Here is a 24,286-nt window from a genome sequence, read left to right on the forward strand (position 1 = left end):
CCCGGACCGGATCAGCGCTTGTGCTGCGACAGCCACTGCTCCAGGTAGTGGATGTTGGTGCCGCCCTGCATGAACTTGGCGTCCACCATCAGCTCGCGGTGCAGCGGGATGTTGGTGTTGATGCCCTCGACCACCGTCTCCAGCAGCGCGGTGCGCATGCGTGCCAGCGCCTGGTCGCGCGTGTCGCCGTGCACGATGATCTTGCCGACCATCGAGTCGTAGTTGGGGGGCACGAAGTAGTTGTTGTAGACGTGCGAATCGACGCGCACGCCCGGCCCGCCCGGGGCATGCCACAGCGTGATGCGACCGGGCGACGGGGTGAAGTTGTACGGGTCCTCGGCGTTGACGCGGCACTCGATGGCATGGCCGCGCAGCGCGATGTCGCGCTGCACGAAAGGCAGCTTCTCGCCGGCCGCCACCATGATCTGCGTCTTCACGATGTCGATGCCCGTGACGAGTTCGGTCACCGGGTGCTCGACCTGCACCCGCGTGTTCATCTCGATGAAGTAGAACTCGCCGTTCTCGTACAGGAACTCGAACGTCCCCGCGCCGCGGTAGCCGATCTTCTTGCAGGCCGCCGCGCAGCGCTCGCCGATGCGGTCGATCAGCTTGCGCGGGATGCCCGGCGCCGGCGCTTCCTCGATGATCTTCTGGTGGCGGCGCTGCATCGAGCAGTCGCGCTCGCCCAGGTAGACGGCGTTGCGGTGCTTGTCCGCCAGGATCTGGATCTCGATGTGGCGCGGGTTCTGGAGGAACTTCTCCATGTACACCGCCGGATTGCCAAAGGCGGCGCCCGCCTCCGCCTTGGTCATCTGGACCGCGTTGATCAGCGCGGCTTCCGTGTGCACCACGCGCATGCCGCGGCCGCCGCCGCCGCCCGCCGCCTTGATGATGACGGGGTAGCCGACGGTGCGCGCCGTGCGCCGGATGACCGCCGGATCGTCCGGCAGTTCGCCCTCGGAGCCGGGCACGCAGGGCACGCCGGCCTTGATCATGGCCTGCTTGGCCGACACCTTGTCGCCCATGATGCGGATCGACTCGGGCGTGGGGCCGATGAACTGGAAGCCGCTCTTTTCCACCCGCTCGGCGAAATCGGCGTTTTCCGACAGGAAGCCATAGCCGGGGTGGATGGCCTCGGCGTCGGTGACCTCGGCGGCCGAAATGATGGCCGGCATGTTGAGGTAGCTCTGTGCCGAAGCGGCCGGCCCGATGCAGACCGCCTCCTCTGCCAGCTTGACGTACTTGGCCTCGCGGTCGGCTTCCGAATAGACCATCACGGCCTTGATGCCCAGTTCGCGGCAGGCCCGCTGCACCCGGAGGGCAATCTCGCCGCGGTTGGCGATCAGGATCTTCTTGAACATGAGTGAGCGCTTACCGGATCGTCACTCGATGATGAACAGGGGCTGTCCGTACTCCACGGCCTGGCCGTTCTCGCACAGGATCTTGGACACGGTGCCCGACTTGTCGGCCTCGATCTCGTTGAGGATCTTCATCGCCTCGATGATGCAGATCGTGTCGCCTTCCTTGACCTGGCTGCCGACCTCGACGAACGACTTCGCGCCCGGGCTGGACGCGCGGTAGAACGTGCCCACCATCGGCGACTTGACGGCATGGCCGGTCGGTGCCTGCGGGGCGGGCGCGGCCGGCGCGAGCGCCGGCGCGGCCGATGCCGGCATCGCCGGTGCCATCGCGACGGGTGCCGCGGCATGCTGCACGACGGCCGTGCCGCCCTTGACGATGCGGACTTTTCCCTCCGCTTCCGTGATCTCCAGTTCGGAGACGTTCGACTCCGAGACCAGGTCGATCAGGGTCTTCAATTTGCGCAAGTCCATGGTGGCTCCAGCCGCATTTCTTGTTAAGGTCGGCGAATTTACCGCAATTTGCAGCGATTTTTACTTTTCTTCGCTGAAGAGCGCGCCCGTCGGGGCGTCGGCAGGTAAAGCCGGGAGCCGTGTCGCGTCTCAGGCTGCCGCTGCCCAGCGCGATAGGTCGCCCGGGGCGACCTTCCCCATTCTACGCTCGCGCACTTTCCCATCCGGCTTCAGCACGACGGTGAAGGGCAGCCCACCGGCCGAATTGCCCAGGGACTTGCCCAGGTCGGTGCCCTCGAGCCCCGCCAGCCCGATCGGAAAGCTGACTGGCGTCGCGGCCAGGAACTTGCGCACGGCGCTGGGCTGATCGATCGCCAAGCCGACGACTTGCCAGCCGTTGGCAGCGTGTTCGCGCGCGAAACGGTCGAGCATGGGGAGTTCTTCGACGCAGGGCGGACACCAGGTGGCCCAGAAGTTGACCAGGAGCGGCTTGCCGCGCAGGGCCGCCATGGTCAACGGCTGGCCGGCTGGCGTGTCGAAGGTCAGCCCCCACAGCGCCGAGGCGTCCCCTTGGGCCTGCGGCTCGCGGCGCCAGAACGCGACGCCGGCCCCCGCGGCCGCGGCCACGACACCGACACCGGCCGCCAGGAGAAGGGAGCGCCGGGACGTCAGGGGAGCCGTGGATTCAGTGGTCGACATGGGCAGCATTGTCGACGAGGGCACGCACCGCCGCCATGTCCCCGCGCGGAACCCGACCCCGCGCATCGCGCCGGAGCGCACCGCGCAAGTCGTCGTGGTCGTGGATCAGGAGGTGGACGCCGATGGTCTCGCCGAGCTCCGGGCTGCGGCTGGACAGGCTCAGCGCCTCGACCGGTGCACCCTGGAAGCCCGGAACCGTCCTGGCCTCGTAGTCGACGCCCTTGTCGATCAGCGCGATCTCGGCCGACTTGGAGTCATCGCAGAACAACTGCAGGTAGATGTCGGACAGCCGGGTCGCCGTTCCATGCCAGACCGCGCCGGCCAGGTGGGGCCTGAACTCGGCCAGCCGCTCCATCCAGGTCAGCGCCAGCCGGCGCAGGGCAGCCAGTTCGACGGGCTGCGTGTCGGCGCAGAACAGTGCGATGTACTCGCGCACCGCTTCCTCGATCACGTCGTTGTCCGGCAACGCCGCCCGCACAGGCAGGCCCAGCTGCCGGACGGCGCGCCGCTTGGCCGGACCGTATTCCAGGCCTTCCTCGACCACCATCCGCGCGGCAGTGGCGGCGATCTCACGCAGGGTGTCCATCGGTCAATTCTGCCCGGCACGGAGCCTTCCGGGACGCGGGATGACCGATGGGCCGCCCCGATAATCGAGCCGATGCACATCCACATCCTCGGCATTTGCGGCACGTTCATGGGAGGCGTCGCCGCGCTGGCCCGGGAAGCCGGCCACCGTGTGACCGGCTGCGACGCCGGCGTCTATCCCCCCATGAGCGACCAGCTGCGGGCCCTCGGCATCGACCTCGTCGAGGGCTACGGCGCCGACCAGATGGCCTTGCGCCCCGATGTCTGGGTCGTCGGCAACGTGGTCTCGCGGGCGCGCCTGCCCGACGGCAGCCCGCGCTACCCGCTGATGGAAGCGATCCTGGAATCCGGCGCCCGCTACACCAGCGGGCCGCAGTGGCTGGCCGAACATGTCCTGCACGGCCGCCACGTGCTGGCGGTCGCGGGCACGCACGGCAAGACCACGACCACCTCGATGCTGGCCTGGGTGCTGGAAGCCACCGGTCAGCAACCCGGCTTCCTGGTCGGTGGCGTGCCGGTCGACTTCGGGGTGTCGGCCCGGCTCGGCACCGGCGGGCAGTTCGTCATCGAGGCGGACGAGTACGACACCGCGTTCTTCGACAAGCGCAGCAAGTTCGTCCATTACCGGCCGCGCACGGCGGTGCTGAACAACCTGGAATTCGACCACGCCGACATCTTCGACGACCTGGCTGCCATCGAGCGGCAGTTCCACCACCTGGTGCGCACGGTGCCGTCCTCCGGCCGGGTCATCGTCAACGAGCTGGAGGAGAGCCTGGCGCGCGTGCTGCACGAGGGGTGCTGGAGCGAGGTGCGCAGCTTCGGCGCGGCCGTCAGCGACTTCACCGCCCAGGGCGAGCCCGGCGGGTTCGACGTGCTCCTGCGCGGGGAGCGCGTGGGCCGGGTCGACTGGGACCTGAGCGGCACCCACAACCAGCTCAATGCCCTGGCGGCCATCGCGGCGGCCGAACACGTCGGCGTGGCACCGGCGCAGGCCGCAGCCGCCCTGGGGCGCTTTCGCAACGTCAAGCGGCGGATGGAATTGCGGGGCGAAAGCGGCGGCGTGCGCGTCTACGACGACTTCGCCCACCACCCGACCGCCATCCGCACCACGCTGGACGGCCTGCGGCGCAAGCTGGGCCCGGCCGGCGGCCGGATCCTGGCGGTGTTCGAACCGCGCAGCAACACCATGAAGCTCGGCGCCATGAAGGCCCAGCTGCCCTGGAGCCTCGAACAGGCCGACCTGGCTTTCTGCCACGCCGGCGGGCTGGGCTGGGATGCGCGCGATGCCCTGGCACCCATGGGCGTGCGGGCCAGCGTCGCCGACTCGATCGAGGACCTCGTGGCGCAGGTGGTCCCGGCGGCCCGGGCCGGGGACCACGTCGTGTGCATGAGCAACGGCGGCTTCGGCGGCATCCACGCCCGCCTGTTGCAGGCGCTCAGCGCCCGCTGATCAATCGAACGAGAGCGGCGCCGGCGCCGTGAGGTCCGGCCGCACGGGCCGCAGCATGCCGGGGCCGGACTCCGGATCCATGCCCGAGGGGGCGACGCTGTGCAGCACGTGACCGTCGGTATCGGCGCCGTCGTGCCGGCGGATCGCGGGCTGTGCCGCCCGCTTGGGATTCGAGGTGATGGCGCCCACGAGGTACAGGGCCGACAGGGTGCGCACCAGGTCCGCGCCGACCAGCCCGGTGCGTTGCTGCAGTTCCGTGAAGGTGGCCGGCGCGTACGCCAGCTCGCGCAACAGCAGCAGGTGGGCGTCGGACAGGGCGCGCTGCGGCAGGCGCGGCGGACGCCGGAAATACAGCAGGTCGGTGTGGTAGCGCTGCGGCAGCACGTCGCGGGTGGTACGCAGCGCGTACTGCCACATCAGATGCGACAGGCTGGTACGGGTGAAATGATCGGGGATCGGAGCGCTGCTCGGCTGCGGCGTCCACATCGCACCGTCGAATTCCTCGGGCGGCGCCGACGACAGCACCGCGACCTGGCCGCGCAGGTTCACCACCGCCAGCAATCGGCCGGCTTCGCCGCTGACGTGGTAATTGCCGCTGCCCAGGGCGCTTTCCTGCTCGAGGATCTGCGAGGCCAGGCAGAACTGGGCGATCAGCGGCGCCAGCAGGGCCTCGAAACGAGCCAGCACGGCGGTGACGCTGTCGAGGCTGGCCGGATCGAACTGCAGGTCGGGCTGGAAATTGCGGGGGGCGAGCGGCTGGCCGAAGGCAACCGGCCGGTCGAGTTCGGCCATGGCGAACTGCACCGAGCGACCGGCGGGCACGCCCGAGGCAATCCTCAGCGTGCCGTCGGCCAGCACCTGGGTGCGGGCGCCGTTGACCAGGAAAACGTCCGCCTCATTGATGCGCGCCGTTTCCCAGACCAGCCGTGTCCGGTTCTCGTGTCCGACGACCTGGCGCAGCCGCTCCTGCTGGTCCAGGCTGAAGCCGGCCATGCCGAGGCGCAGGATGGGGAGTTCGAAGGCCATGGTTGTCGAGTGCTGCCGGGGCAGCGCGCAACAAATGTAGCCCTCGTGTTACTGACTGTAAAGAACTACCCCTGTAAAGCTTAGCGGTCGCGTCGCTTGCGCACCGCACTCGCCAGGATGTCGACCAGCGCCAGCGAATCGTCCCAACCGAGGCAGGCATCGGTAATGCTTTTGCCGTACTGGAGGGCGGTCGCATCGTCCTTGCCGGGCGTGAACTTCTGCGCCCCCGCCTGCAGATGGCTCTCGACCATCACTCCGAACACGCTGCGCGAGCCGCCGGCGATCTGCGCCGCGATGTCGCGGGCCACGTCGACCTGGCGCTCATGCTGCTTGCTGCTGTTGGCATGGCTGCAATCGACCATCAGGGTGGGCGGCAGCTTCGCCGCCTCGAGATCGCGCACGGCGGCCCCGACGCTGGCGGCGTCGTAGTTGGGCGCCTTGCCTCCGCGCAGGATGACGTGGCAGTCCTTGTTGCCGTTGGTCTGAACGATGGCCACCTGGCCGTTCTTGTGCACCGACAGGAAGTGGTGGCCGCGCGCCGCCGCCTGGATCGCGTCGGTGGCGATGCGGATGTTGCCGTCGGTGCCGTTCTTGAAGCCGATCGGCGCCGACAGGCCGGAGGCCAGCTCCCGGTGCACCTGGCTCTCGGTGGTGCGGGCGCCGATGGCACCCCAGGCGATCAGGTCGCCGATGTACTGCGGCGAGATCACGTCCAGGAACTCGCTGCCGGCCGGCAACCCGAGCCGGTTGATCTCGATCAGCAGCTGGCGGGCGATGCGCAGCCCCTCGTCGATGCGGAACGACTCGTCCAGGTAAGGGTCGTTGATCAGCCCCTTCCAGCCGACCGTGGTGCGCGGCTTCTCGAAATAGACGCGCATCACGATCTCCAGCGTGTCCGCGTACCGGGCCCGCACGTCCTTGAGCTTGCGCGCGTACTCGAGCGCCGCCGCCGGGTCGTGGATGGAACACGGCCCGATGATCAGCAGCAGGCGGTCGTCGCGGCCGGCCATGATGTCCTGGATGCGCTTGCGCGTCGCGGTGATCAGCGCCTCGACGGCGGTGCCCCGGATCGGGAAGAACCGGATCAGGTGTTCGGGAGGAGGCAGCACGGTGATGTCCTTGATGCGTTCGTCGTCGGTGTCGCTGGTCTTGTCGACAGGACGCGCATACCAGGGCTCGCTGGCGTTGGGGGTCATCGCGGTCATCGGGGTGCTCCTGAGGTGGTGCGGTTTTCGAAAGGACAAGAAAAAACCGCCGGGGGTACCGGCGGTTTGTTCGGGGGTTCTGGGTGCGTCTTCGTTCGCGTGCGCTCAGGACTCTCGACCGCCGGTAGGGCCAGAGAACCAAAAGTAGCCGTAAAAGAAGACGCTCTGCGTGCGCATGGGAAAGGAATCTACCACAGGCCGCGCGGACTGCAACGTCAGGCCGTGCCGCCGACCGTCAGGCCGTCGATGCGCAGGGTCGGCTGGCCGACGCCCACCGGCACGCTCTGGCCCTCCTTGCCGCAGGTGCCCACTCCGCTGTCGAGCCGCATGTCGTTGCCGATCATGGTGACGCGCGTCAGCGCGTCGGGGCCGTTGCCGACGATGGTGGCGCCCTTGACGGGGTACTGGATCTTGCCGTTCTCGACCCAGAACGCCTCGCTGGCCGAGAACACGAACTTGCCCGAGGTGATGTCGACCTGGCCACCGCCGAAGTTGGTGGCGTACAGGCCCTTCCGGATGCTCGCGACGATCTCGTCGGGGCTCTTGTCGCCGCCGAGCATGTAGGTGTTGGTCATGCGCGGCATCGGCACGTGCGCATAGCTTTCCCGCCGGCCGTTGCCGGTGGCCGCCACGCCCATCAGGCGCGCGTTGAGGGCGTCCTGGATGTAGCCGCGCAGGATGCCGTCCTCGATCAGCACGTTGCGCTGGCTGGGGTTGCCCTCGTCGTCGACGTTGAGCGAGCCGCGCCGGTCGGCGATGGTGCCGTCGTCCAGCACCGTGACGCCCTTGGCCGCCACCCGCTCGCCGATGCGGCCCGAGAAGGCGCTGGAGCCCTTGCGGTTGAAGTCGCCCTCGAGCCCGTGGCCGATGGCCTCGTGCAGCAGGATGCCGGGCCAGCCGGGGCCGAGCACCACGGTCATTTCGCCGGCGGGCGCCGGCCGCGACTCCAGGTTGGTGAGCGCCGCCTTGACGGCATCGTCGACGTACTCCTGGATGCGGGAGTCGTCGAAATAGGCCAGCCCGAAGCGGCCGCCGCCGCCGCTGGAGCCCACCTCGCGGCGGCCGTTCTGCTCGGCGATGACGGTGACCGACAGCCGCACCAGCGGGCGCACGTCGGCGGCCAGCGTGCCGTCGGCACGCGCCACCATGACCACGTCCCACTCGCTGGCCAGCCCGGCCATCACCTGGACGATGCGCGGATCCTTGGCGCGGGCCCGCTTCTCGACCTTCTCGAGCAACTGCACCTTGGCCGTGCTGTCCAGCGTGGTGATGGGGTCGAGCGCCGGATAGAGCGAGCGGCTGGATGCCACCTTGCGTGCCGCCACCTTGGCCTTGCCGGCGCGAGTAGAGGCCGAGATGGAGCGCACGGTGCGCGCCGCATCCAGCAGCGAGGCCTCGGAGATGTCGTCCGAGTACGCGAACGCCGTCTTCTCGCCGCTGACGGCGCGCACGCCCACGCCCTGGTCGATGCTGAAGCTGCCGGTCTTGACGATGCCCTCCTCCAGGCTCCAGCCCTCGCTGCGGGTGTACTGGAAGTAGAGGTCGGCGTCGTCGACCCGGTGGGCCGTGATCTCGCCCAGGGCACGCGAGAGGTGGGTTTCGTTCAGACCGAACGGCTCGAGGAGCAGGCGCTGCGCGGTGGCGAGACGTTCGATGGTGGGTTCGCGGGAGATCATCGGAGCATTCTAGGAGGTCGTGCCCGCCCCCGCGGGGTGCAGGCTCAGCCTGGCGGGGGCAGCGCCACCGTCCGCAGGAACTGACGCTGCTCCAGTTCAGCCAGCAGGGCGTCGGCGCTCGCAAACCGGTCCTCCGGCCGCTTGGCCATGAGCCGGTCCAGGATGGGCTGGAGCCCCTCGTGTTCCGCCGGCAGGCGCGGCGTGGGCGTGTTCACGTGATGCGCCAGCAGCGCGTTGAGCGATTCCGCCCGGTAGGGCCGCTCGCCCACCAGCATCTCGTACAGCATGATCCCCAGGCTGTAGAGGTCCGAGACCGGCGAGATGGGGTGGCCCGAGGCCTGCTCCGGACTGAGGTAGTACGGCGTGCCGACCACGTCGCCATGGCGGGTCTGCGAAAACGCCAGCTGCTCCGATGCCAGCAGCGACTTCGCGATGCCGAAGTCGGCCACCGCCACCGTGGCATCGGCCCGCCGCATGATGTTTTCCGGCTTCAGGTCGCGGTGGATCACGCCCAGCGCGTGGATGGCCGACAGCGCCTGCGCGACCTGGCCCAGCACCTCCATCACCCGCTCCCGGGCCATGCCGGCGTTCAGTTCGCTGCGCAGGTCGCCGCGCGCGAAGTACTCCATCGCGATGTAGGCGTGGTCGTCGGTGAAGCCCTGGTCGTAGATGCGCACCACGTTCGGGTGCTGGATGCGCGACAGCAGCATGTACTCCTGGATGAAGCGCGACAGGTGCTCGTTGGCCGACTTGCCGCTGGCTTCCAGCACCTTGAGCACCACCGGCAGGCCATCGACGTCGCGCTCGGCCAGGTACACCTCGGTCATGCCGCCGGACCCGATCTTGCGCGTGAGCCGGTACCCGCGCAGGCGCAGCGGCGGCTCGCCGGCGGCGAACCGGTGGTCCTTGAGCGCGGTCAGCCTGGACTGCAGCGCGCCCTTCACGGCCCGGGCCGTGATCTCGGAGTTGACCTGCAGCGCCGCCGTGACCTCGTCGGCCCGCAGCGCCAGCGTCGCCATGCCTTCGGTGTCGCCGAATCCGGCGGCCAGGCCGGTGATCTCGGCCACGTCGACGTAACCGTTGCGCCCGCGGACCTCCAGCGCCGTCATGCCGCCGGTCTGGATGCCCTCGCCGGCCTCGCGCAGGACGGCCGTGCTGGCCACGACCGTCCAGCCGAGTTCCTTGCTGGCCGCTTCCAGCCGCGCCGCCACGTTGACGGTGTCGCCGATGGCGGTGGTTTCCCGGCTGCCCTCCATGCCGACCCGGCACAGGGCGACCTCGCCCCTGTGCAAGCCGACGCCGATGGCAAACGGCGGCAGCGCGCGGCCGCCGAACCGGCGGTCCAGCCAGCTGCGAAAGCCCTGCGTGGACAGCGCCAGGCCGAGCGCCGCCGAGAGGGCCTGGCGCGCCGCCGGGACCTCGGCATCCGGCGCATCGGCGAAGATGGCCATCAGGCCGTCGCCGATGAACTTCAGGTACCGGCCTCCGCTCTTGAGGATGGGGTCGCAACCCCGCTCGAAATACTCCGTCAGCAGCTCGGCGACCTCCGCCGAATCCAGCTTCTCGGCCAGCGCGGTGAAGTTGCGGATGTCGGCGAACAGCACCGTGGCCTGCAGCACCTGGTCGGCCACGGCGCCGCTGGGCGCCTCCAGCCCGAACCGGTCGGTGATCTGCTGGCCGCCGATGCTCTCGCTGAAGGCGCGCCGCAGATGGGCCTCGCGCTGGCTGACGGCCTCCTCGATGGTCTGTTGCAGCCGGCCGCGCTTCTTCAGGAGGCCGGCCAGCGCATCGAGCAGTTCGACCCGGGTGAAGGGCTTGGCGAGGTAGTCGTCCGCCCCGGCCGTCATGCCGCGCCGCATGCTGGCGCGGTCGTCGAGTGCGGTGAGCAGCATCACGGGCGTGGCGGCCAGCGCGGGATCGGCGCGCATGGCCTCGACCAGGGCGAAGCCGTCCAGCCCGGGCATGCCGATGTCGGAGATCACGATGTCGGGCCGCGCCTGGCGCGCCTGCTCGAGCCCCTGGGCGCCGTTGACCGCGGCGAGCACCTCGTAGCCCTCCAGCCTCAGCAGGCGGGCCACGTTGCTGCGGATCGCATCGTCGTCCTCGACGACGAGGATGGTGGTCATGGCCCGTCCGCCGCCAGCAGCCGCAGGAGGGCGGCGTCGTCCAGGTCGGCCAGCCCGGCGCGGGCGGCGCGTTCGAACACGTCGCGCGCGGCGGCGCCCAGCGGTCCGTGGAAGCCGGCCGCCGAGGCGGATTCGACCGCCAGTCGGGTGTCCTTCTGCAGCAGGCTGACATGGGCGCGCGGAGCCCAGTCGCCCGCAAGCGCACGCCGCATCCGGTCCGAGCCGATCCAGCTCTGGCCGCTCGACTGCTCGATCACGTCGAGCGTGCGGGCCGGGTCCAGCCCCAACCGGCCTGCCATGGCGATGGCCTCGGCGGCGCCGACCAGGTTGATGCCGGCCAGCAGGTTGTTCACCAGCTTGGTCCGGGCGCCGTCGCCCGGGCGCGTGCCGACCCGGAACAACCTGTTGCTAAGTGCCTGCAACAAGGGCAGCACGCCGGCATGGGTGTCGTCGGAGCAGGCCACCATCAGGCTCATCGTGCCGTCGCGCGCGCGCGCCGGCCCCCCCGACATGGGCGCATCGACCGCGCGCAGGCCGCGTGCCGCGAGGGCGTCCGCCAGCCGTTCGGCATCGTGCGGGCCGATGGTCGGGCACAGGACCACCGGCGTGCCGGCTGCCAGCACGGCGGCCGCGCCGTCGGCGCCGAACAGGACCTCGTCGCACTGCCCGGCGTCGACCACGCACACGATCAGCCCCAGGCAGCCGGCCGCGGCCTCGGCCGCGCTGGCCGTCGGCTTCGCGCCCAGCGCCCGCAGGGCCGCCACCTTGGCCGGATCGAGGTCGCGCACGCGCACCGTCCAGCCGAGCGACAGCAACCGGGCGGCCATGGCGCCGCCCATGTTGCCGACGCCGACGACCGCGACGGTGCCGCCCGGGGCGGTCATGACTGCACGAGTCGCTTGGCCTTCGCGATCGACATCAGGATGCCCAGGCCCATGCCCAGCGTCACCATGGCGGTGCCGCCGTAGCTGATGAACGGGAGCGGCACGCCCACCACGGGAAGGATGCCGCTGACCATGCCCATGTTCACGAACGCATAGGTGAAGAAGATCATCGTGATCGCGCCGGCCAGCAGGCGCGAGAACAGCGTCGGGGCCTCCAGGGCAATGGCCAGCCCGCGCAGGACCAGGAAGATGAAGCCGCTGATCAGGCACAGGTTGCCCAGCAGGCCGAATTCCTCGGAAAAGGCGGCGAAGATGAAGTCGGTGGTGCGCTCCGGGATGAACTCCAGGTGGGTCTGGGTCCCCTGCATGAACCCCTTGCCGAACACCCCGCCCGAACCGATGGCGATCATCCCCTGGATGATGTGGAAGCCCTTGCCCAGCGGGTCCTTCGAGGGATCCAGCAGGGTGCAGATGCGCTGCTGCTGGTAGTCGTGCAGGACCGGCCAGCGCACGCCGTCGGCGCACAACTGGCCCTCGAAGATGACGATGAGCACCAGCGCCACCAGCCCGATGACCACCGGCGGCACGATCAGCTTCCAGGACAGGCCGGCAAAGAAGATCACGGCCACGCCGGCGGACAGCACCAGCAGGGACGTGCCCAGGTCGGGCTGCTTCATGATCAGACCCACGGGCACCAGCAGGATCAGCGCCGCCATCGCGTAGTCGAGCGGCCGCAGCTGGCCCTCGCGCTTCTGGAACCACCAGGCCAGCATCAGTGGCATCGCGATCTTCAGGATCTCGCTCGGCTGGATGACCACGCCCACGTTCACCCAGCGCCGCGCGCCCTTCTTGGTGATGCCGAACACGGCCACCGCGATCAGCAGGGCCACACCGATCGTGTACAGCGGCACCGCGAAGCTCATGAGCCGTTGGGGCGGCACCTGGGCGACCACGAACATGATGCTGGCCGCGATCAGCATGTTGCGGCCATGGTCGACGAAGCGGGTGCCGTGGTCAAAGCCCGACGAGTACATCGTCAGCAAACCGGCGCAGGCCAGCAGGAAGACGGCGAACGCCAAGGGGCCGTCGAAGCCCTGGAGCATGGGTGTGGCACGCTGCCACAGGGGCGGCTTCTCGAACACGGCTGACATGGGGCGCGATTATCCGCCCCGGTGCCGGCGATCATCCAAATGGCCGACCGCGGCGCCCGGAGGCGGGCAGCTAAGATGCCCCACCCCCCAGGCATCTCATGAATATCCTCGTAGTCGACGACCACCCGCTGTACCGCAGTGGTGTCGTGCACGCCCTGCATGCCACGCTGCCGGACCTGCAAGTCACCGAATCCGGCAACGTGCAGGGCGCCCTGGCCAAGCTCGACGAAGGCGGGCCGGTCGACCTCATGATCCTGGACCTGCAGATGCCCGGCTGCACCGGCCTCGATTCGCTGCGCACCGTCCGCGCCCACCGGCCCGACGTGCCGGTGCTGGTGCTGTCCGGCAACGAGAGCCCCACCGTCGTGCGCGAGTGCATCGACCTCGGCGCCTTCGGCTTCGTTCCCAAGTCAGCCCCCGGCGACATGCTGCCGGCGGCCCTCGGCCTGGTGCTGTCGGGCGGGGTGTTCCTGCCGCCCAGCAGCCTCAGCATCGGCGAACCCGCCAGCCGGGCCCAGAAGGACGCCTGGGACAAGCTGGGCGCCCGCCTGACCGAACGGCAGCGCCAGGTGCTGCTGGGCATCGTCCAGGGCAAGCCGAACAAGGTGATCGCGCGCGACCTGAACCTGTCCGACGCCACCATCAAGACGCACGTCTCGCACATCTTCGACGCCCTGGTGGTGTCCAACCGCACCGAGGCCGTCTATGCCCTGGCCCGGGCGGGCGTTGGCATCAACGAGCTCCAGGCCCAGATGCGGCCCGAGCACTGACCGCCTGCGGCGGCCCGCCGGTCACACGGCGGTGGGCAGCAGGCCGCGCCGCTCGGCCGCCTCTTGCGGCAGCAGCGGCATCCGGCACACGGACTCGAGCGCCTCGCCCCTCTCCCAGACCCACAGCTTGCGCTGGAATACCAGCCCCGGGCCCGCGTCGTCCCGGGTTACCGTGACCGTGCCCAGCCCGGATCCGCGCAGGAACTCCCCGCCCGGCAGGGTCCTCAGGACCAGCGGCGCCCGACCGGGCAGGTCGACCTGCTCGTCCAGGAACACCGTCCCGGGCGTGCTGTTCGCGTACGGCAGGGGGGCATAGAGCGGCGGCGCCACCACGGCATGGCCGACCACCTTGCCAGCGGATTCGAGCTGGGCGGCACCGCTGACGTGGTAATCACCCGACAGCAGCAGGAAATTTCCCGGCACCAGGTCCACCAGCAGCGCCAGCATCGCCTGGCGCTGGGCCGGGGCGTACTGCCAGGTGTCGATCGCGCCGGGGCTGGCCGGATCGCTGTCCGGGCGCAGGCCGGGCAGGATCACGGACCCGCAGGCGATGACGTTCAGATGGCTGCGCGCCTGCGGTTGGGTGAGCCATGCACGCAGGCTGGCCAGGAAGTCGTCGCCCACGATCTTGCCCCGGTTGCGCTGGCGCGAGTAGCGGACATCCTGCACGTAGAAGCGGGCGCAGCCATGCTCGAACTCGTAGTGGTCGCGATCGCCTTGGGCCCGCAGCCGGTCGTGCCGCGGCGACGTCAGGCGCTGGAACGCGGTGATGGCCTTGCCCGCGACGCGGAATGCCCCGTGCTCGCGTCGGGCGAACCCGGTGCGGGGATTCCACTGCGGCCAGCGCTCCTTCACCAGCGGGCTGCCGGCCGGGAAGTTGTCCGCCCATTCGTGGTCGTCGGGCGTCATGTACACCGGCATCGCCGCCGCCAGGCGACCCAGGCCGTCGCGGTCGAACGCCGCCATGTGGCGGTCGTAGTAGCGCTCCAGCGGGCTGGTCGGATCGACCAGCCCGGCCGTGGCATCGGCGTAGATCTGGTCGCCCAGCAGCATCGCAAACGCCACTTCGTCGCGTCGCACGTCCGTTCTGAGGAACTCGTCCAGCGTCTGGTTGACGCGCTCCTGGTCGATGCCCAGGCCGGGATAGCGGCAGCAGGCCGCCGCGAAGGTGACCTCGCTGGCCGGCGGCAGCGTCTGCACCGACAGCGCCGGAACCTTGAACCGCGCCCGGGACAGGTCGTGCGGTCCCAGGCTGACGGACGGCAGCACCTGCTCGGCAGACGGCCGGTGTCCCATGCCGGCCAGCCAGCGGTCGAGGACGCCGTCGCCCGGACAGGCGTCCGGCAAGGTGCCCGGGCGCCGGTACCACGACCGGTGCAGGCTGAGAACTTCCCATTCGTCATCGCCCGAGAAATCCGTTGGCAACGGTACGTCGGCCCAGGCGAAGCGCAAGGCCACCTTTTCGGCGCCCGGTTGCCCCTGGGGTTCCGACACGACCTCGTGGACATGCCATGTCAGCCCCAGTGCCCAGCGGGTGAAGCCGCCTGCACCTGACCGCTGGCGCCGCAGCACAACCGGCGGACAAGGTTGCCCGGGGCCGTCCGCCGCGTGGTCTTCGAGCAGGAAGGACATGCGCAGCCGCGCCCCCTGCCCGTCGTCGCGCAACCAGCCCAGGAAGGGGCCCAGCCGCGGCGCCCGCGCCACCCAGCCCGTCGGTGACGGTGGCTGGAAATCGTGGTGCGGGCGGTCCAGGCAGGCTCGCAGGAACGCCGAGAGGCGCGGAAAGACCTCGTGCGCGGCCCGATTGCCGATCAGCACGTCAAGGTGGCCGTAACCCGGCGCCACGATGGGCTGCGGCGGCGCGGTGTCCGCAGGCCGGCAGAACGCCTGCTGCCACTGCGGATGGAAGTCGCCGAGCCGCTCGAACGAACGATGGACGCTGCTGATGTCGAACAGTTCGTTCTGCTCGCCGTGCAGCAGCTGGATCGGGAAGGCGAGGTGGCGCTGGATGGCTTCGTCGGTGATGTAGCAGTCGACGCCGTCCTCGTCCACCAGGCGCTCGCGGTCGACGAAGCGCCGCGCCTGGGCGAACAGCCGCAGATTGGCGTCGCCGAACAGCAGATTCATCTGCTCCAGCGTCCCGGGCCCGATGTTCTCGTGCCGGAACAGGGGCGCCTCGATGAAGCGGATGCGGCGGCAGGTGGCGGCGCCGTCGTCGCTGCCGTCCGGCCGGCGGCTCTCGGCCGCCGGTGCCGGCATGCTGGCGAACAGGCGGTCCATCCATTGCGCGAACATGCCGTCCTGCGGCCCGCGCACTGCAAACGGCACCACCGCGCGCCGCCCGAGTGCCCGCAGCAGGGCCGGGACCCAGGTCTTGGCCTGGGTGGTCCGGCCGCCGACGATCCAGGGGTGGACCTGGCTGAACACGGCATGCGACAACACGGGCAGCCGCGGCGCCAAGCTGCGGTCGCCGGCTGATGGCCGCGGATCGTGCGACAGGCGCCCGGACAGCAGGGACATCCACAACGCTGCCGCGCCGATGCACTGCGCGAACGCCGAGATCTGGAGCGCACGCCCGGCAAGCCGTGCGTCGCCGGCCAGGTCCTTGCCCAGCTGCTCGAGGATGGCGCGGACGGCACACGGAATGTCGTGTGCAGCGATCTGGTCGACCGTGCCGGGATCCTGGGCGTAGCCGCTGCGGGTGGACATGCGGCTCTCGAGGATCCAGACCTCGTGCCCCTGCCGGTACAGGTGCTCGGCCAGGTTTTCGCGGATGGCGTCGGTCTTGAACGTGAAGGTCAGGCCCGACTGGCCGAAGGCGTGCAGCAGCAGGATCGCCTTCGCCCGGGCGACCGGACGGCCCATCCAGGTACCGGGGATCACCTCGGGGGCCACCGCGGCCCCCTCCCTGCGCTGGCGGTACTGCCGCAACTGCAGCCGCAGCGGGGCCGTACTCTCCTCGCCGCGATCGCTGCTCGACGTCCCCCGGTCGACCTTGACCCAGTACAGCACCGGCTCGACGAGCTGGCCGTCCACCCGCAAGGCGGTTTCGCTTGCCGGGGCCACATCGGGTCGCGGACGCCGGGAATACGTCGGCAGCCGGAAGTCCAGCAGCCGCGTCTTGAGCATGTAGCGCACGAACAGCAGCGGGTAGCCCATGGCCACCATGAGCCCGGTGGTCGTGTCGCCGTTGCGCCCGAGTTCGAGAGCGCCTTTGGCGTGCTGGCGCGCGGCCGACAGACCGCTGGAGGTGAGGTTCTCGAAGCCCATGCGGAACGTGCCGCGCGCGATCACGCCGCCGCCGGGCGCGACCACCTGCACCTGCGCATCCATGACCTGCTCCCAGACCGTCGGACGGATTGGCACCGGCTCCACCGTTCCGTCGTCGCGACGCTGTTCGTGCTTGCGCCACCAGTCCCAGACCTGCCGCAGGCTGGCCCGGTACATCACCGTCTTGGTCGCCAGCAAGGTGACCTTGCGGGGCATGTCGCCGGCCGGCAGCGCGGGATCGAGGTCCATCTCGATGCGGTAGCGCATGACGCGCACTTCGGCGGCATGCACCATCTGCTGGGCCAGCGACTTCCCCCATTGCCAAAGATCCATCGCCCCCATGCCGCCCTGCCCCGACTCGCGCCGCGCCTTCCATTTCTCGGCAATGTCGCGCCGGCCGCGCAGCACAAACCAGGTCAGGAGGGCGCGCCCCATGGGGAGGACGATCGCCAGCAACGCCAACAGCAGTGGCGCCGAGACGGCCAGCGCCATCCCCTTCGGCGACCACTGGGCGTGCAGCGCCTCCCAGCCGGCACAGGCGACGGCACCGGCGGCCACCATCCCGCCGATCACCAGGAATGCCAGCTGCGCCATGGCCCATGCGAAGTGCACCGGTCCGCTGCTCCAGCGCCCCGCCGGCAACGGCATGAACGATCCACCTCCGACACATTGGTAGCGGACCCGGACCTCGCCGGGCTCCGCGTTGGCGACTGTGCCCAGCGACAGCGTCGCCTTCACCTTCATCGCATGATCGGCGCCGGCCATGTCACCGGCCAGGTCGGCGCTGAGGAAGTCCGCCTCCAGCCGACCACTGCCGCGGTCGCCCTCCAGCAGGCAGGCCAGCGGGCCAGCCACACGGACATCGCGTGCGACCAGCACCTCGTGCAGCGTGGCATCGATGGGAATGTCGCGCGAGGGGAACGCCTCGGCCGGGCGCGGCTGGCTGCGTGCCGGCTCCCCGGGTTGGCTGTGCTGAGGCTTCTTCTCGACCGCGTGCAGCGCGCGCTCGGCCAGCGCGGTGATCGTCAGCAACGGGTTGCAGCCCAGCGAGGTCGGCACGATGGAGCCGTCGAGCACGTACAGGCCGCGGTAGACCTGCGGCTCGTCGACGTTCGGCTGTTCGCCGGTGTGCACCGGCCCGATGCCGGCCGGCGCGCGCCCGAACTGGCCGGGATCCTGCGCCCAGACGCGCCCGAGGTCGTCCACCACGCCCTCGGCCGGCGAATCCGCCATGGCGCAGCCGCCAAGCGGGTGCACCGTGGTGACCGTCTGCGGCGGCTTGGGGCCGCTCATCAGCTTTGCCGCGCTCTCCGGCAGCGCCCGCCAGAGCGGACTGTGCACGTGCCGCAGGCCGAAGCGGTCGAACAGGGCCTGCTGCCGCTTGTAGGTCTCGAGTGTGTCGGGCTCCGGCAACCAGGGCGCCGCGCGGTCATCGCCGTCCATCCAGACCAGCCGCGCCGGCGAGCCGTCGTGCCCCATCGCCAGCAGCACCTGGGCCTGCTGCGCCCGCCCCTCGCTGGCCGCGAGCGGATCCTCCTGCGCGGCGCCCGGATGCCGCAGCCGGCGGGGCCACCAGCCATCGAGTTGCCGCAGGCCGTGCGCACTGGCCAGCAGTTCGCGGTACAGCTGGGCGATGGCTCGGGGCACTGCACCATCTTCGAGGACCAGCCGCTGGTCCAGCGGCTGGTCCCGGTCGCGAAGGTCCACCTTGGCGGTGATGGTCGGACCGACGATGCCGGCCGGCCGGAACTTGCCCGCCCCGAGCTTGCGCGCGCGCTGCCACTCCTCGACGCCGGCCTCGCCGCGTCCGAGGCTGGCCACGACCTCGGGCTCGTCGACCAGCCAGCTCAGGCTGTCGCCATTGCCCGAGACGCGCGTGCCCAGCGTCGGCGAGAACCGCAAGGGCAGGTCACCGCCGGAGCGGGCCTGCGAGCGCTGCATCAGCTGCGTCGTGCCGAGGGTGCCGGCGCACAGGAACAGCAGCGGCGCCGCCAGCGTGCGGTGGGTTGCCGCCGGCTGGGCGTCGGCGAACACCTCGCGCGGCGCCGTGAAGTGGTGCTGCGCATCGGTGGAAAACACGTGGACCTGCCACGACGGATCGGCAGCCCCCGGCGACCGCACCCGGTCGAACCGGTACACCTCGGCCTGGGTCACGATCTGCACCAGCCCCGTGTCCAGCGCCTGCTGGAGGTAGGTGGCCGCGAGGGACCGCTTGGCGCCGGGGACGTTGCAGCCGGATGCGCAGTCGCCGCACCGCACGCACCGGTCCGGATCGATGGTGACCGCCACCGGGTCGGCCTCGGCGCCCACCACGCGGGCAAAGCGCTTCAGGGCCGATGTCTTGTGCAGGACGCCGCCGCCGGGCAGCGAGGCGTCCCACTCGTGCACGTCCAGGTGGTGGCGGGCGAGTGCGAAAAACGGCCCGAGGCCCCCTGCCTCGGCCTGGCGGATGGGGGCCGGCCAGGCCGGCTGCGAGAAGACGTCGTGATCCGGCTCCATGACGACCCCGGCGTTGATCAGGCTGGTGCCGCCCAATCCGTTGCCGGTGATGGCCACCATGCCCAGCCCCACGTGCGTTTCGACCAGGCCGCTCGCCCGCCCCACCGGCAGGCCCTGCCCGGGCATGTTCACCCGCATCGCCTTGGGGACGAGCGAGAAGTCGTTCGGAAAATCGCCCGGCAGGTACTCGCTGCCCCGTTCGAGCAGCAGGGTCCGGTAGCCCTTCTGGGCCAGGCGCAGGGCGGCCACGCTGCCGCCGTAGCCGGAACCGACCACGATGGCATCGAATGCGTGCGGCGACGCGGTGCCGGCCTTCCAGCCGGATCGCTCCAGCCAGTCGCGCCAGGTGATGGACAGGGGCGTCTGCGACGGCGCCGATGCCGTCGCCCCGTCCCGGGTCTCAGTCGGCAAGGCGCACTCCATCCGGTGCCGGTAGCGACCGGCGCAATTGCTCGAGCAGCTTGTCGGGCGTGACCGGCTTCTGCAGGAACGGCACGCCCAGGCTGCGCTCGTCCAGATCGGGTTCGCCGGAGATGATGAGCGCCGGGATCTCGCCGTGCTCGGCCCGCAGCGAGCGGATCGCTTCGGCGCCGTCGCCTTCGTTCAGCCGGTAGTCGGCCAGGATGAAGTCGGGGGCGCGCCCGGCCGCCGCCAGCGCCGCCCGGAGCTGCGGCAGGCCGCTTCCCGCCGCGACCTGGGCGCCGGCTTCCTGCAGCCAGGACTCGAGCGCCAGGCGCGCCAGCTTGTCGTTCTCCAGCACCGCCACCAGGCGGCCGGCCAGCACCAGGGCCAGGCCGGGCACCGGCACGCGCGCGGCGGCCGCCACGCCCTGCGGGACCGGCAAGCGGATGGCGGCCCGGGTTCCCTGGCCCGGGGCGGACGTCAACTCCAGGCCGGCTCTCATCAGGTCGGCCATGTGGCGGCAGATGGCCAGCCCCAGGCCGATGCCCTCCGCCTCGGCCAGGCCGGCCGAACGCCCCCGATGGAAGGCGTTCCAGACCTGGGCGAGGTCCTCCTCGTCCATTCCCACGCCCTCGTCCTGCACACAGACCTCGAGATCGCCGGCGACCTGCCGCACGCGCAGGACGATCTCGCCGTGCAGCGAGTACTTGCAGGCGTTGTCCAGGAAATTGCGCAGCACCCGCTCCAGCAGCACCGGGTCGGCGATGACCGTCCCGCCCACCTGGGGGTCGACGCGGAACCGCAAGCCCTTGGCCGCGCACTTTTCGGCGAAGCCCGAGATCGCGCCATGCACGAGGCGGTTCAGGTCGACCGGTTGCAGCGCGACCTTCATCGTGCCCGCGTCGATCTGGGCGAAGTCCACCAAGTGGCGGAACATGTTGTCGATGGACTCTCCGGTGCGCATGATCTGCTGCGCCATGGCATCGCGGCGCGCACTGTCGGTGGACTTGCGGAAGATATCCGACAGGAAGAGCAGCGCCTGGACCGGCTGGCGCAGGTCGTGGCTCGCCGCACCGAGGAACCGGGAGCGCGCGCGCTGCGCCTCCTGCTGGCGCGCCAGCGCGTCGCGCAGCTGGCCGACCAGGCGGGCGTTCTGCTCCCCCGCCACCACGGCGTCGCGCACCTGCCCGTGGATGACGCGGGCCAGCTGCACCAGCATGAAGCCGCCCAGGACCATGCCGACGCCGATGGTCAGCATCTCCAGCCCCTCCGCCTGGCCGATCCAGCCCAGGAAGATGGTGAGCATGCACACGGTCACGTAGACGGCGTAGACGCGTGGCTGCACGGCCAGCACGCCGACCGCCAGCGCCACCCAGCCGACCAGCAGGATGGTGAGTACACCGACGTGGGCGACGCCCAGGTAGCGGCTGAACAGCGGCAGCGTCACGGCGGCGAGCCAGCCGGAGAAGGCCGCCAGGATGGCAACGCGCAGGAGCGTGAATTCGGTCGGTCCGTCGCGGGCGACCACCCGATCGAAATACGGCTGGCGCGCCAGCATGACGACCAGGAACGGCCCATACCAGCAAAGGAACAGTGTCCAGCCGGCAGCCGGCACCAGGATCAGGCCGAAGATGCCCCCCAGCAGCACCGAGATGCCGGCCCCTGCGCGCGTCTGGCGCAGGAGCATCTCGACGCTACGCCGCGTCATCTCGCCGGCGCCGGCCTCCCCGTCCGCGCCTTCCGCCATCCTCTCCATGCCCTCCCGATCCCTCGCCGATCCGACCGGCGCGCAGTTGTAACTTCTTTCCGTGGCAGCCACCAGAGGCGCTGCCCTCTTCGGCCCGACTTGCATGGGCCACTCACCCATCCGGCCGATCCTGCCGTGCCTGGCTTGCGACTACCTTTCGCCGTTCAGTGGACCGGGGACGTGGGCGCGTGGTGCCCAACCCGGCAACCAACCCTGATCCGGCGGTCCGGCAGGCCCGTCCGGTCTTCACCCCGCAGGCCCCGCCTGTGGGGTATTTTTTTGGGCGGGCGAGAACTGGGCGCTTCCTATGATCGGCGCATGCCCCTGACCCACCTTCTCTACCTGCACGGCTTCCGGTCCTCGCCGCGATCGACCAAGGCCCGCCTGGTGGCGGCCCGGGTCGCCGCCGACCATCCGGACCTCACGTGGTGGTGCCCGCAGCTGCCGCCCTCGCCGCGCGAGGCCATGGCCCTGGTGATGGACGGCATCGCGCACTGGCCGCGTGCCGGCATGGGCGTCATCGGGTCCTCGCTCGGCGGCTTCTACGCCACCCACGTCGCCCACGAGACCGGCTGCCCCTGCGTGGTCCTCAACCCGGCCGTCGACCCGGCCCGCGACCTCGCACGCCACATCGGCGAGCAGGCGTCCTGGCACGACCCGGCCGACCGCTTCTACTTCGAGCCCGCCTACATCGAGGAGCTGCGGGCGCTGCAACACACCGGGCTGCGCCGCCCCGAGGCAACGTACGCCGTGATCGCCAAGGGTGACGAAGTGCTGGACTGGCGCGAGATGGCGGCCCGCTACGCAGGGGCGCACATCGAGCTGCTGGAAGGCAGCGACCACGCGCTGTCGGACTTCGACCAGCAGATCGACGGGGTGCTCGGCTTCCTGCTGTCGCGTTGAGGGTGCATGGGACAATCCCGGCGATGTTTGCTTTGTTCGAAGATGCCGGGAAGTTCCTCGCCGGCCGGGTGCTGTCGGAAGCCGATGCGTCGGCGCAGGTGGAGCTGGAAAGCGGCAAGCGGGTCAAGGTCAAGGCCGCCAACGTCCTGCTGAAGTTCGACAAGCCCCAGCCCTCCGAGCTGATGGCGGCAGCCCAGAAGCTGGCGTCGGAGATCGAGCTCGACCTGGCCTGGGAGTTCGCCCCGCAGGAGGAGTTCGGTTTCGCCGAGCTGGCACGCGAGTACTTCAGCGACAAGGCCAGCCTGGACCAGCAGGCCGCGACGCTGCTGCGCCTGTTCGAGGCGCCCCACTACTTCCGCCGCGCCGGCAAGGGCCGGTTCCGCAAGGCGCCGGCCGAGATCGTGCAGCAGGCGCTGGCGGCGATCGAGAAGAAGAAGCAGGTGCAGCAGCAGATCGAGGCCTGGGCCGCCGAGCTGGGCAGCGGCAGTTGCCCGCCGGCGATCCGCGACCAGCTGTACCGCATCCTGTTCAAGCCGGACAAGAACGCGCCCGAATACAAGGCGGTGGTCGAGGCCTCGCGCGCCACCCACACGGCGCCGCTGGCGCTGCTGCAGAACGCCGGTGCCATCCATTCGGCCTACGAGTTCCACTGGAAGCGGTTCCTGTTCGACCACTTCCCCAAGGGCACGGGATTCCCGCCGCTGGCGGCGCCCGCCATCTCGGACGAATTGCCGCTGGCGCCGGTGCAGGCGTTCTCGATCGACGACTCCAGCACCACCGAGATCGACGACGCACTGTCGGTCCAGGGCCTGGGATCGGGCACGGTCACGGTGGGCATCCACATCGCGGCGCCCGGCCTGGCGCTGCAGCCCGGCACGCCGATCGACCAGGTGGCGCGCCAGCGCCTGTCGACCGTGTACATGCCCGGCCACAAGATCACCATGCTGCCGGACGACGTCGTGCAGGCCTACACGTTGCAGGAGGGGCGCGACTGCCCCGCCGTGTCGCTGTACGTCGACTTCGACGAGCAGACCCTGGTGGTGAAGGACTCGCAAACGCGGCTCGAACGCGTGCCCATCGCGACCAACCTGCGCCACGACCAGCTGGACGCCGCGCTCACCGAAGGCTGGCTCGAGGGCGGGGCCGCGGGCGGCGAGATGCCGGAAGTGGTCACCCGCCTGCGCGAGCCGCTGGCCTTCCTGTGGCGCCTGGCCCTGCACCTGAAGGGCCTGCGCGAACTGGTGCGCGGCAAGCCGGAGACCTTCAACCGTCCCGACTACAACTTCCGCCTGGTGGGCAGCGAGGGCCGCGAGCCGGACGGCACGGAGCAGGTCGAGATCACCGTGCGCCGCCGGGGCGCGCCGCTCGACCTGATCGTCGCCGAGGCCATGATCCTGGCCAACAGCAGCTGGGGCCAGTGGCTGGCCGACCTGGGCATCCCCGGCATCTACCGCAGCCAGGCCAGCCTGGCGCCGGGCGTCAAGGTGCGCATGGGCACCAAGGCCGCGCCGCACGCCGGCATCGGCGTCAAGTGCTACGCCTGGAGCACCTCGCCGTTGCGCCGCTACACCGACCTGGTGAACCAGTGGCAGATCATCGCGGCGGCCCGCCACGGGCGCACCGCGGCCCTGGCGGCGCCCTTCAAGCCGAAGGACGCCGAGCTGTTCTCGGTCATTTCCAGCTTCGATGCCGCCTACACGGCCTACAACGGCTACCAGGCCGGCATGGAGCGGTTCTGGACGCTGCGCTACCTGCGCCAGCACGGGCTGCAGGAGATCACGGGCACGGTCTTCAAGGAAGGCCTGGTGCGCGCGGACGACCTGCCGCTGGTGCTGCCGGTGCTCGGCGCCGAGGGCGCGCCGCGCGGTGCCCGCCTGCGCGTGCGGCTGGGCGCCATCGACGACATCACGCTGGAGGTGGCGGGCACCGTCGTCGAGCGGCTCGATGCCGCGCCCCAGGCGGTGTCGGCCGAAGACGACACCGGCGAGGACGAGGAGGCGGTGGGCGGCCCGATCGCCATCGCCGTCGACGTGTCGGAAGGCGCCGAACCCGACAATGGGGCGGATAATCCGCCCTCGTGAA

16 protein-coding genes are annotated in these 24,286 nt (G+C 70.3%); 4 read left to right on the plus strand and 12 right to left on the minus strand.

All coding sequences use genetic code 11. The features are described 5' to 3' along the window. Positions 1 to 11: 11 nt before the first annotated feature. The 4 genes from accC to GON04_RS23280 all read right to left on the minus strand — a co-directional run bounded on the left by accC (position 12) and on the right by GON04_RS23280 (position 3,096). Complete coding sequence (gene accC / locus GON04_RS23265; RefSeq protein WP_157400346.1) at positions 12 to 1,361, minus strand: acetyl-CoA carboxylase biotin carboxylase subunit; 1,350 nt, start codon at positions 1,359 to 1,361, stop codon at positions 12 to 14. 21 nt (positions 1,362 to 1,382) lie between these two features. Beyond that, positions 1,383 to 1,832 (minus strand): acetyl-CoA carboxylase biotin carboxyl carrier protein, encoded by a 450-nt coding sequence (gene accB / locus GON04_RS23270; protein WP_157400347.1) that lies wholly within the window; start codon positions 1,830 to 1,832, stop codon positions 1,383 to 1,385. A gap of 129 nt (positions 1,833 to 1,961) precedes the next feature. Then, on the minus strand, positions 1,962 to 2,510 hold the full coding sequence (locus tag GON04_RS23275) for a TlpA disulfide reductase family protein (protein WP_232533172.1): 549 nt from the start codon (positions 2,508 to 2,510) through the stop codon (positions 1,962 to 1,964). Then, a complete protein-coding gene (locus GON04_RS23280) occupies positions 2,497 to 3,096 on the minus strand; it encodes a hypothetical protein (protein ID WP_157400349.1) in 600 nt (199 codons plus the stop codon). Before GON04_RS23280 ends, GON04_RS23275 begins: the two co-directional genes overlap by 14 nt. 72 nt (positions 3,097 to 3,168) lie before the next feature. Between GON04_RS23280 and mpl the strand changes: the two genes are divergently transcribed. Further along, positions 3,169 to 4,545, plus strand: a complete 1,377-nt coding sequence (mpl, locus tag GON04_RS23285; protein WP_157400350.1) for a UDP-N-acetylmuramate:L-alanyl-gamma-D-glutamyl-meso-diaminopimelate ligase — start codon at positions 3,169 to 3,171, stop codon at positions 4,543 to 4,545. Here the strand turns inward: mpl and GON04_RS23290 are convergent, their stop codons facing one another. The 6 genes from GON04_RS23290 to rodA all read right to left on the minus strand — a co-directional run bounded on the left by GON04_RS23290 (position 4,546) and on the right by rodA (position 12,613). Continuing rightward, entirely contained in the window at positions 4,546 to 5,571 is a 1,026-nt protein-coding gene (locus GON04_RS23290; protein WP_157400351.1) for a hypothetical protein, read from the minus strand. Between the two features lie 80 nt (positions 5,572 to 5,651). After that, positions 5,652 to 6,776, minus strand: a complete 1,125-nt coding sequence (locus GON04_RS23295) for a 3-deoxy-7-phosphoheptulonate synthase (RefSeq protein ID WP_157400352.1) — start codon at positions 6,774 to 6,776, stop codon at positions 5,652 to 5,654. 215 nt (positions 6,777 to 6,991) lie between these two features. Further along, positions 6,992 to 8,452, minus strand: a complete 1,461-nt coding sequence (gene tldD, locus GON04_RS23300) for a metalloprotease TldD (protein ID WP_157400353.1) — start codon at positions 8,450 to 8,452, stop codon at positions 6,992 to 6,994. Positions 8,453 to 8,496: 44 nt separating this feature from the next. Beyond that, positions 8,497 to 10,578, minus strand: a complete 2,082-nt coding sequence (locus tag GON04_RS23305; RefSeq protein WP_157400354.1) for a protein kinase domain-containing protein — start codon at positions 10,576 to 10,578, stop codon at positions 8,497 to 8,499. Then, positions 10,575 to 11,462, minus strand: coding sequence for an NAD(P)-dependent oxidoreductase (locus GON04_RS23310; RefSeq protein ID WP_157400355.1), 888 nt, complete (start codon positions 11,460 to 11,462; stop codon positions 10,575 to 10,577). The genes GON04_RS23305 and GON04_RS23310 overlap by 4 nt, the downstream gene beginning before the upstream one ends. Further along, positions 11,459 to 12,613 carry a rod shape-determining protein RodA gene (gene rodA / locus GON04_RS23315; protein ID WP_157400356.1) on the minus strand — a complete coding sequence of 385 codons (1,155 nt, stop codon included), beginning with the start codon at positions 12,611 to 12,613 and terminating at the stop codon, positions 11,459 to 11,461. The genes GON04_RS23310 and rodA overlap by 4 nt, the downstream gene beginning before the upstream one ends. Before the next feature lie 98 nt (positions 12,614 to 12,711). Here rodA and GON04_RS23320 point away from each other — a divergent pair, with 98 nt between their 5' ends. Further along, positions 12,712 to 13,383, plus strand: a complete 672-nt coding sequence (locus tag GON04_RS23320) for a response regulator (protein WP_157400357.1) — start codon at positions 12,712 to 12,714, stop codon at positions 13,381 to 13,383. 21 nt (positions 13,384 to 13,404) lie between these two features. Here the strand turns inward: GON04_RS23320 and GON04_RS23325 are convergent, their stop codons facing one another. Then, positions 13,405 to 19,563, minus strand: a complete 6,159-nt coding sequence (locus tag GON04_RS23325; protein WP_181653732.1) for an alkaline phosphatase D family protein — start codon at positions 19,561 to 19,563, stop codon at positions 13,405 to 13,407. Beyond that, positions 19,553 to 21,301, minus strand: coding sequence for a hybrid sensor histidine kinase/response regulator (locus GON04_RS27140; protein WP_198349396.1), 1,749 nt, complete (start codon positions 21,299 to 21,301; stop codon positions 19,553 to 19,555). The genes GON04_RS23325 and GON04_RS27140 overlap by 11 nt, the downstream gene beginning before the upstream one ends. Before the next feature lie 318 nt (positions 21,302 to 21,619). On the opposite strand from GON04_RS27140, the gene GON04_RS23335 reads away from it, so the two are divergent. Together GON04_RS23335 and GON04_RS23340 are read left to right on the plus strand one after the other, a co-directional pair. Next, positions 21,620 to 22,204, plus strand: coding sequence for a YqiA/YcfP family alpha/beta fold hydrolase (locus tag GON04_RS23335; protein WP_157400360.1), 585 nt, complete (start codon positions 21,620 to 21,622; stop codon positions 22,202 to 22,204). Between the two features lie 23 nt (positions 22,205 to 22,227). Then, the gene (locus tag GON04_RS23340; RefSeq protein WP_157400361.1) at positions 22,228 to 24,285 is read left to right on the plus strand and encodes a ribonuclease catalytic domain-containing protein; all 2,058 of its coding nucleotides are present in this window, start codon (positions 22,228 to 22,230) and stop codon (positions 24,283 to 24,285) included. The last annotated feature ends 1 nt before the right edge of the window (position 24,286 follow it).

Origin of the sequence: Ramlibacter pinisoli, from assembly GCF_009758015.1 — a bacterium.
GTDB lineage: Bacteria > Pseudomonadota > Gammaproteobacteria > Burkholderiales > Burkholderiaceae_C > Ramlibacter > Ramlibacter pinisoli.

Coding starts and splice junctions, on each gene's coding strand:
- mpl (WP_157400350.1), top strand. CDS start 3,169: ATGCACATCCACATCCTCGGCATTTGCGGCACGTTCATGGGAGGCGTC.
- accB (WP_157400347.1), bottom strand. CDS start 1,832: ATGGACTTGCGCAAATTGAAGACCCTGATCGACCTGGTCTCGGAGTCG.
- GON04_RS23340 (WP_157400361.1), top strand. CDS start 22,228: ATGTTTGCTTTGTTCGAAGATGCCGGGAAGTTCCTCGCCGGCCGGGTG.
- GON04_RS23310 (WP_157400355.1), bottom strand. CDS start 11,462: ATGACCGCCCCGGGCGGCACCGTCGCGGTCGTCGGCGTCGGCAACATG.
- GON04_RS27140 (WP_198349396.1), bottom strand. CDS start 21,301: ATGGCGGAAGGCGCGGACGGGGAGGCCGGCGCCGGCGAGATGACGCGG.
- GON04_RS23290 (WP_157400351.1), bottom strand. CDS start 5,571: ATGGCCTTCGAACTCCCCATCCTGCGCCTCGGCATGGCCGGCTTCAGC.
- GON04_RS23295 (WP_157400352.1), bottom strand. CDS start 6,776: ATGACCGCGATGACCCCCAACGCCAGCGAGCCCTGGTATGCGCGTCCT.
- GON04_RS23335 (WP_157400360.1), top strand. CDS start 21,620: ATGCCCCTGACCCACCTTCTCTACCTGCACGGCTTCCGGTCCTCGCCG.
- GON04_RS23320 (WP_157400357.1), top strand. CDS start 12,712: ATGAATATCCTCGTAGTCGACGACCACCCGCTGTACCGCAGTGGTGTC.
- GON04_RS23275 (WP_232533172.1), bottom strand. CDS start 2,510: ATGTCGACCACTGAATCCACGGCTCCCCTGACGTCCCGGCGCTCCCTT.
- tldD (WP_157400353.1), bottom strand. CDS start 8,452: ATGATCTCCCGCGAACCCACCATCGAACGTCTCGCCACCGCGCAGCGC.
- accC (WP_157400346.1), bottom strand. CDS start 1,361: ATGTTCAAGAAGATCCTGATCGCCAACCGCGGCGAGATTGCCCTCCGG.
- GON04_RS23305 (WP_157400354.1), bottom strand. CDS start 10,578: ATGACCACCATCCTCGTCGTCGAGGACGACGATGCGATCCGCAGCAAC.
- rodA (WP_157400356.1), bottom strand. CDS start 12,613: ATGTCAGCCGTGTTCGAGAAGCCGCCCCTGTGGCAGCGTGCCACACCC.
- GON04_RS23280 (WP_157400349.1), bottom strand. CDS start 3,096: ATGGACACCCTGCGTGAGATCGCCGCCACTGCCGCGCGGATGGTGGTC.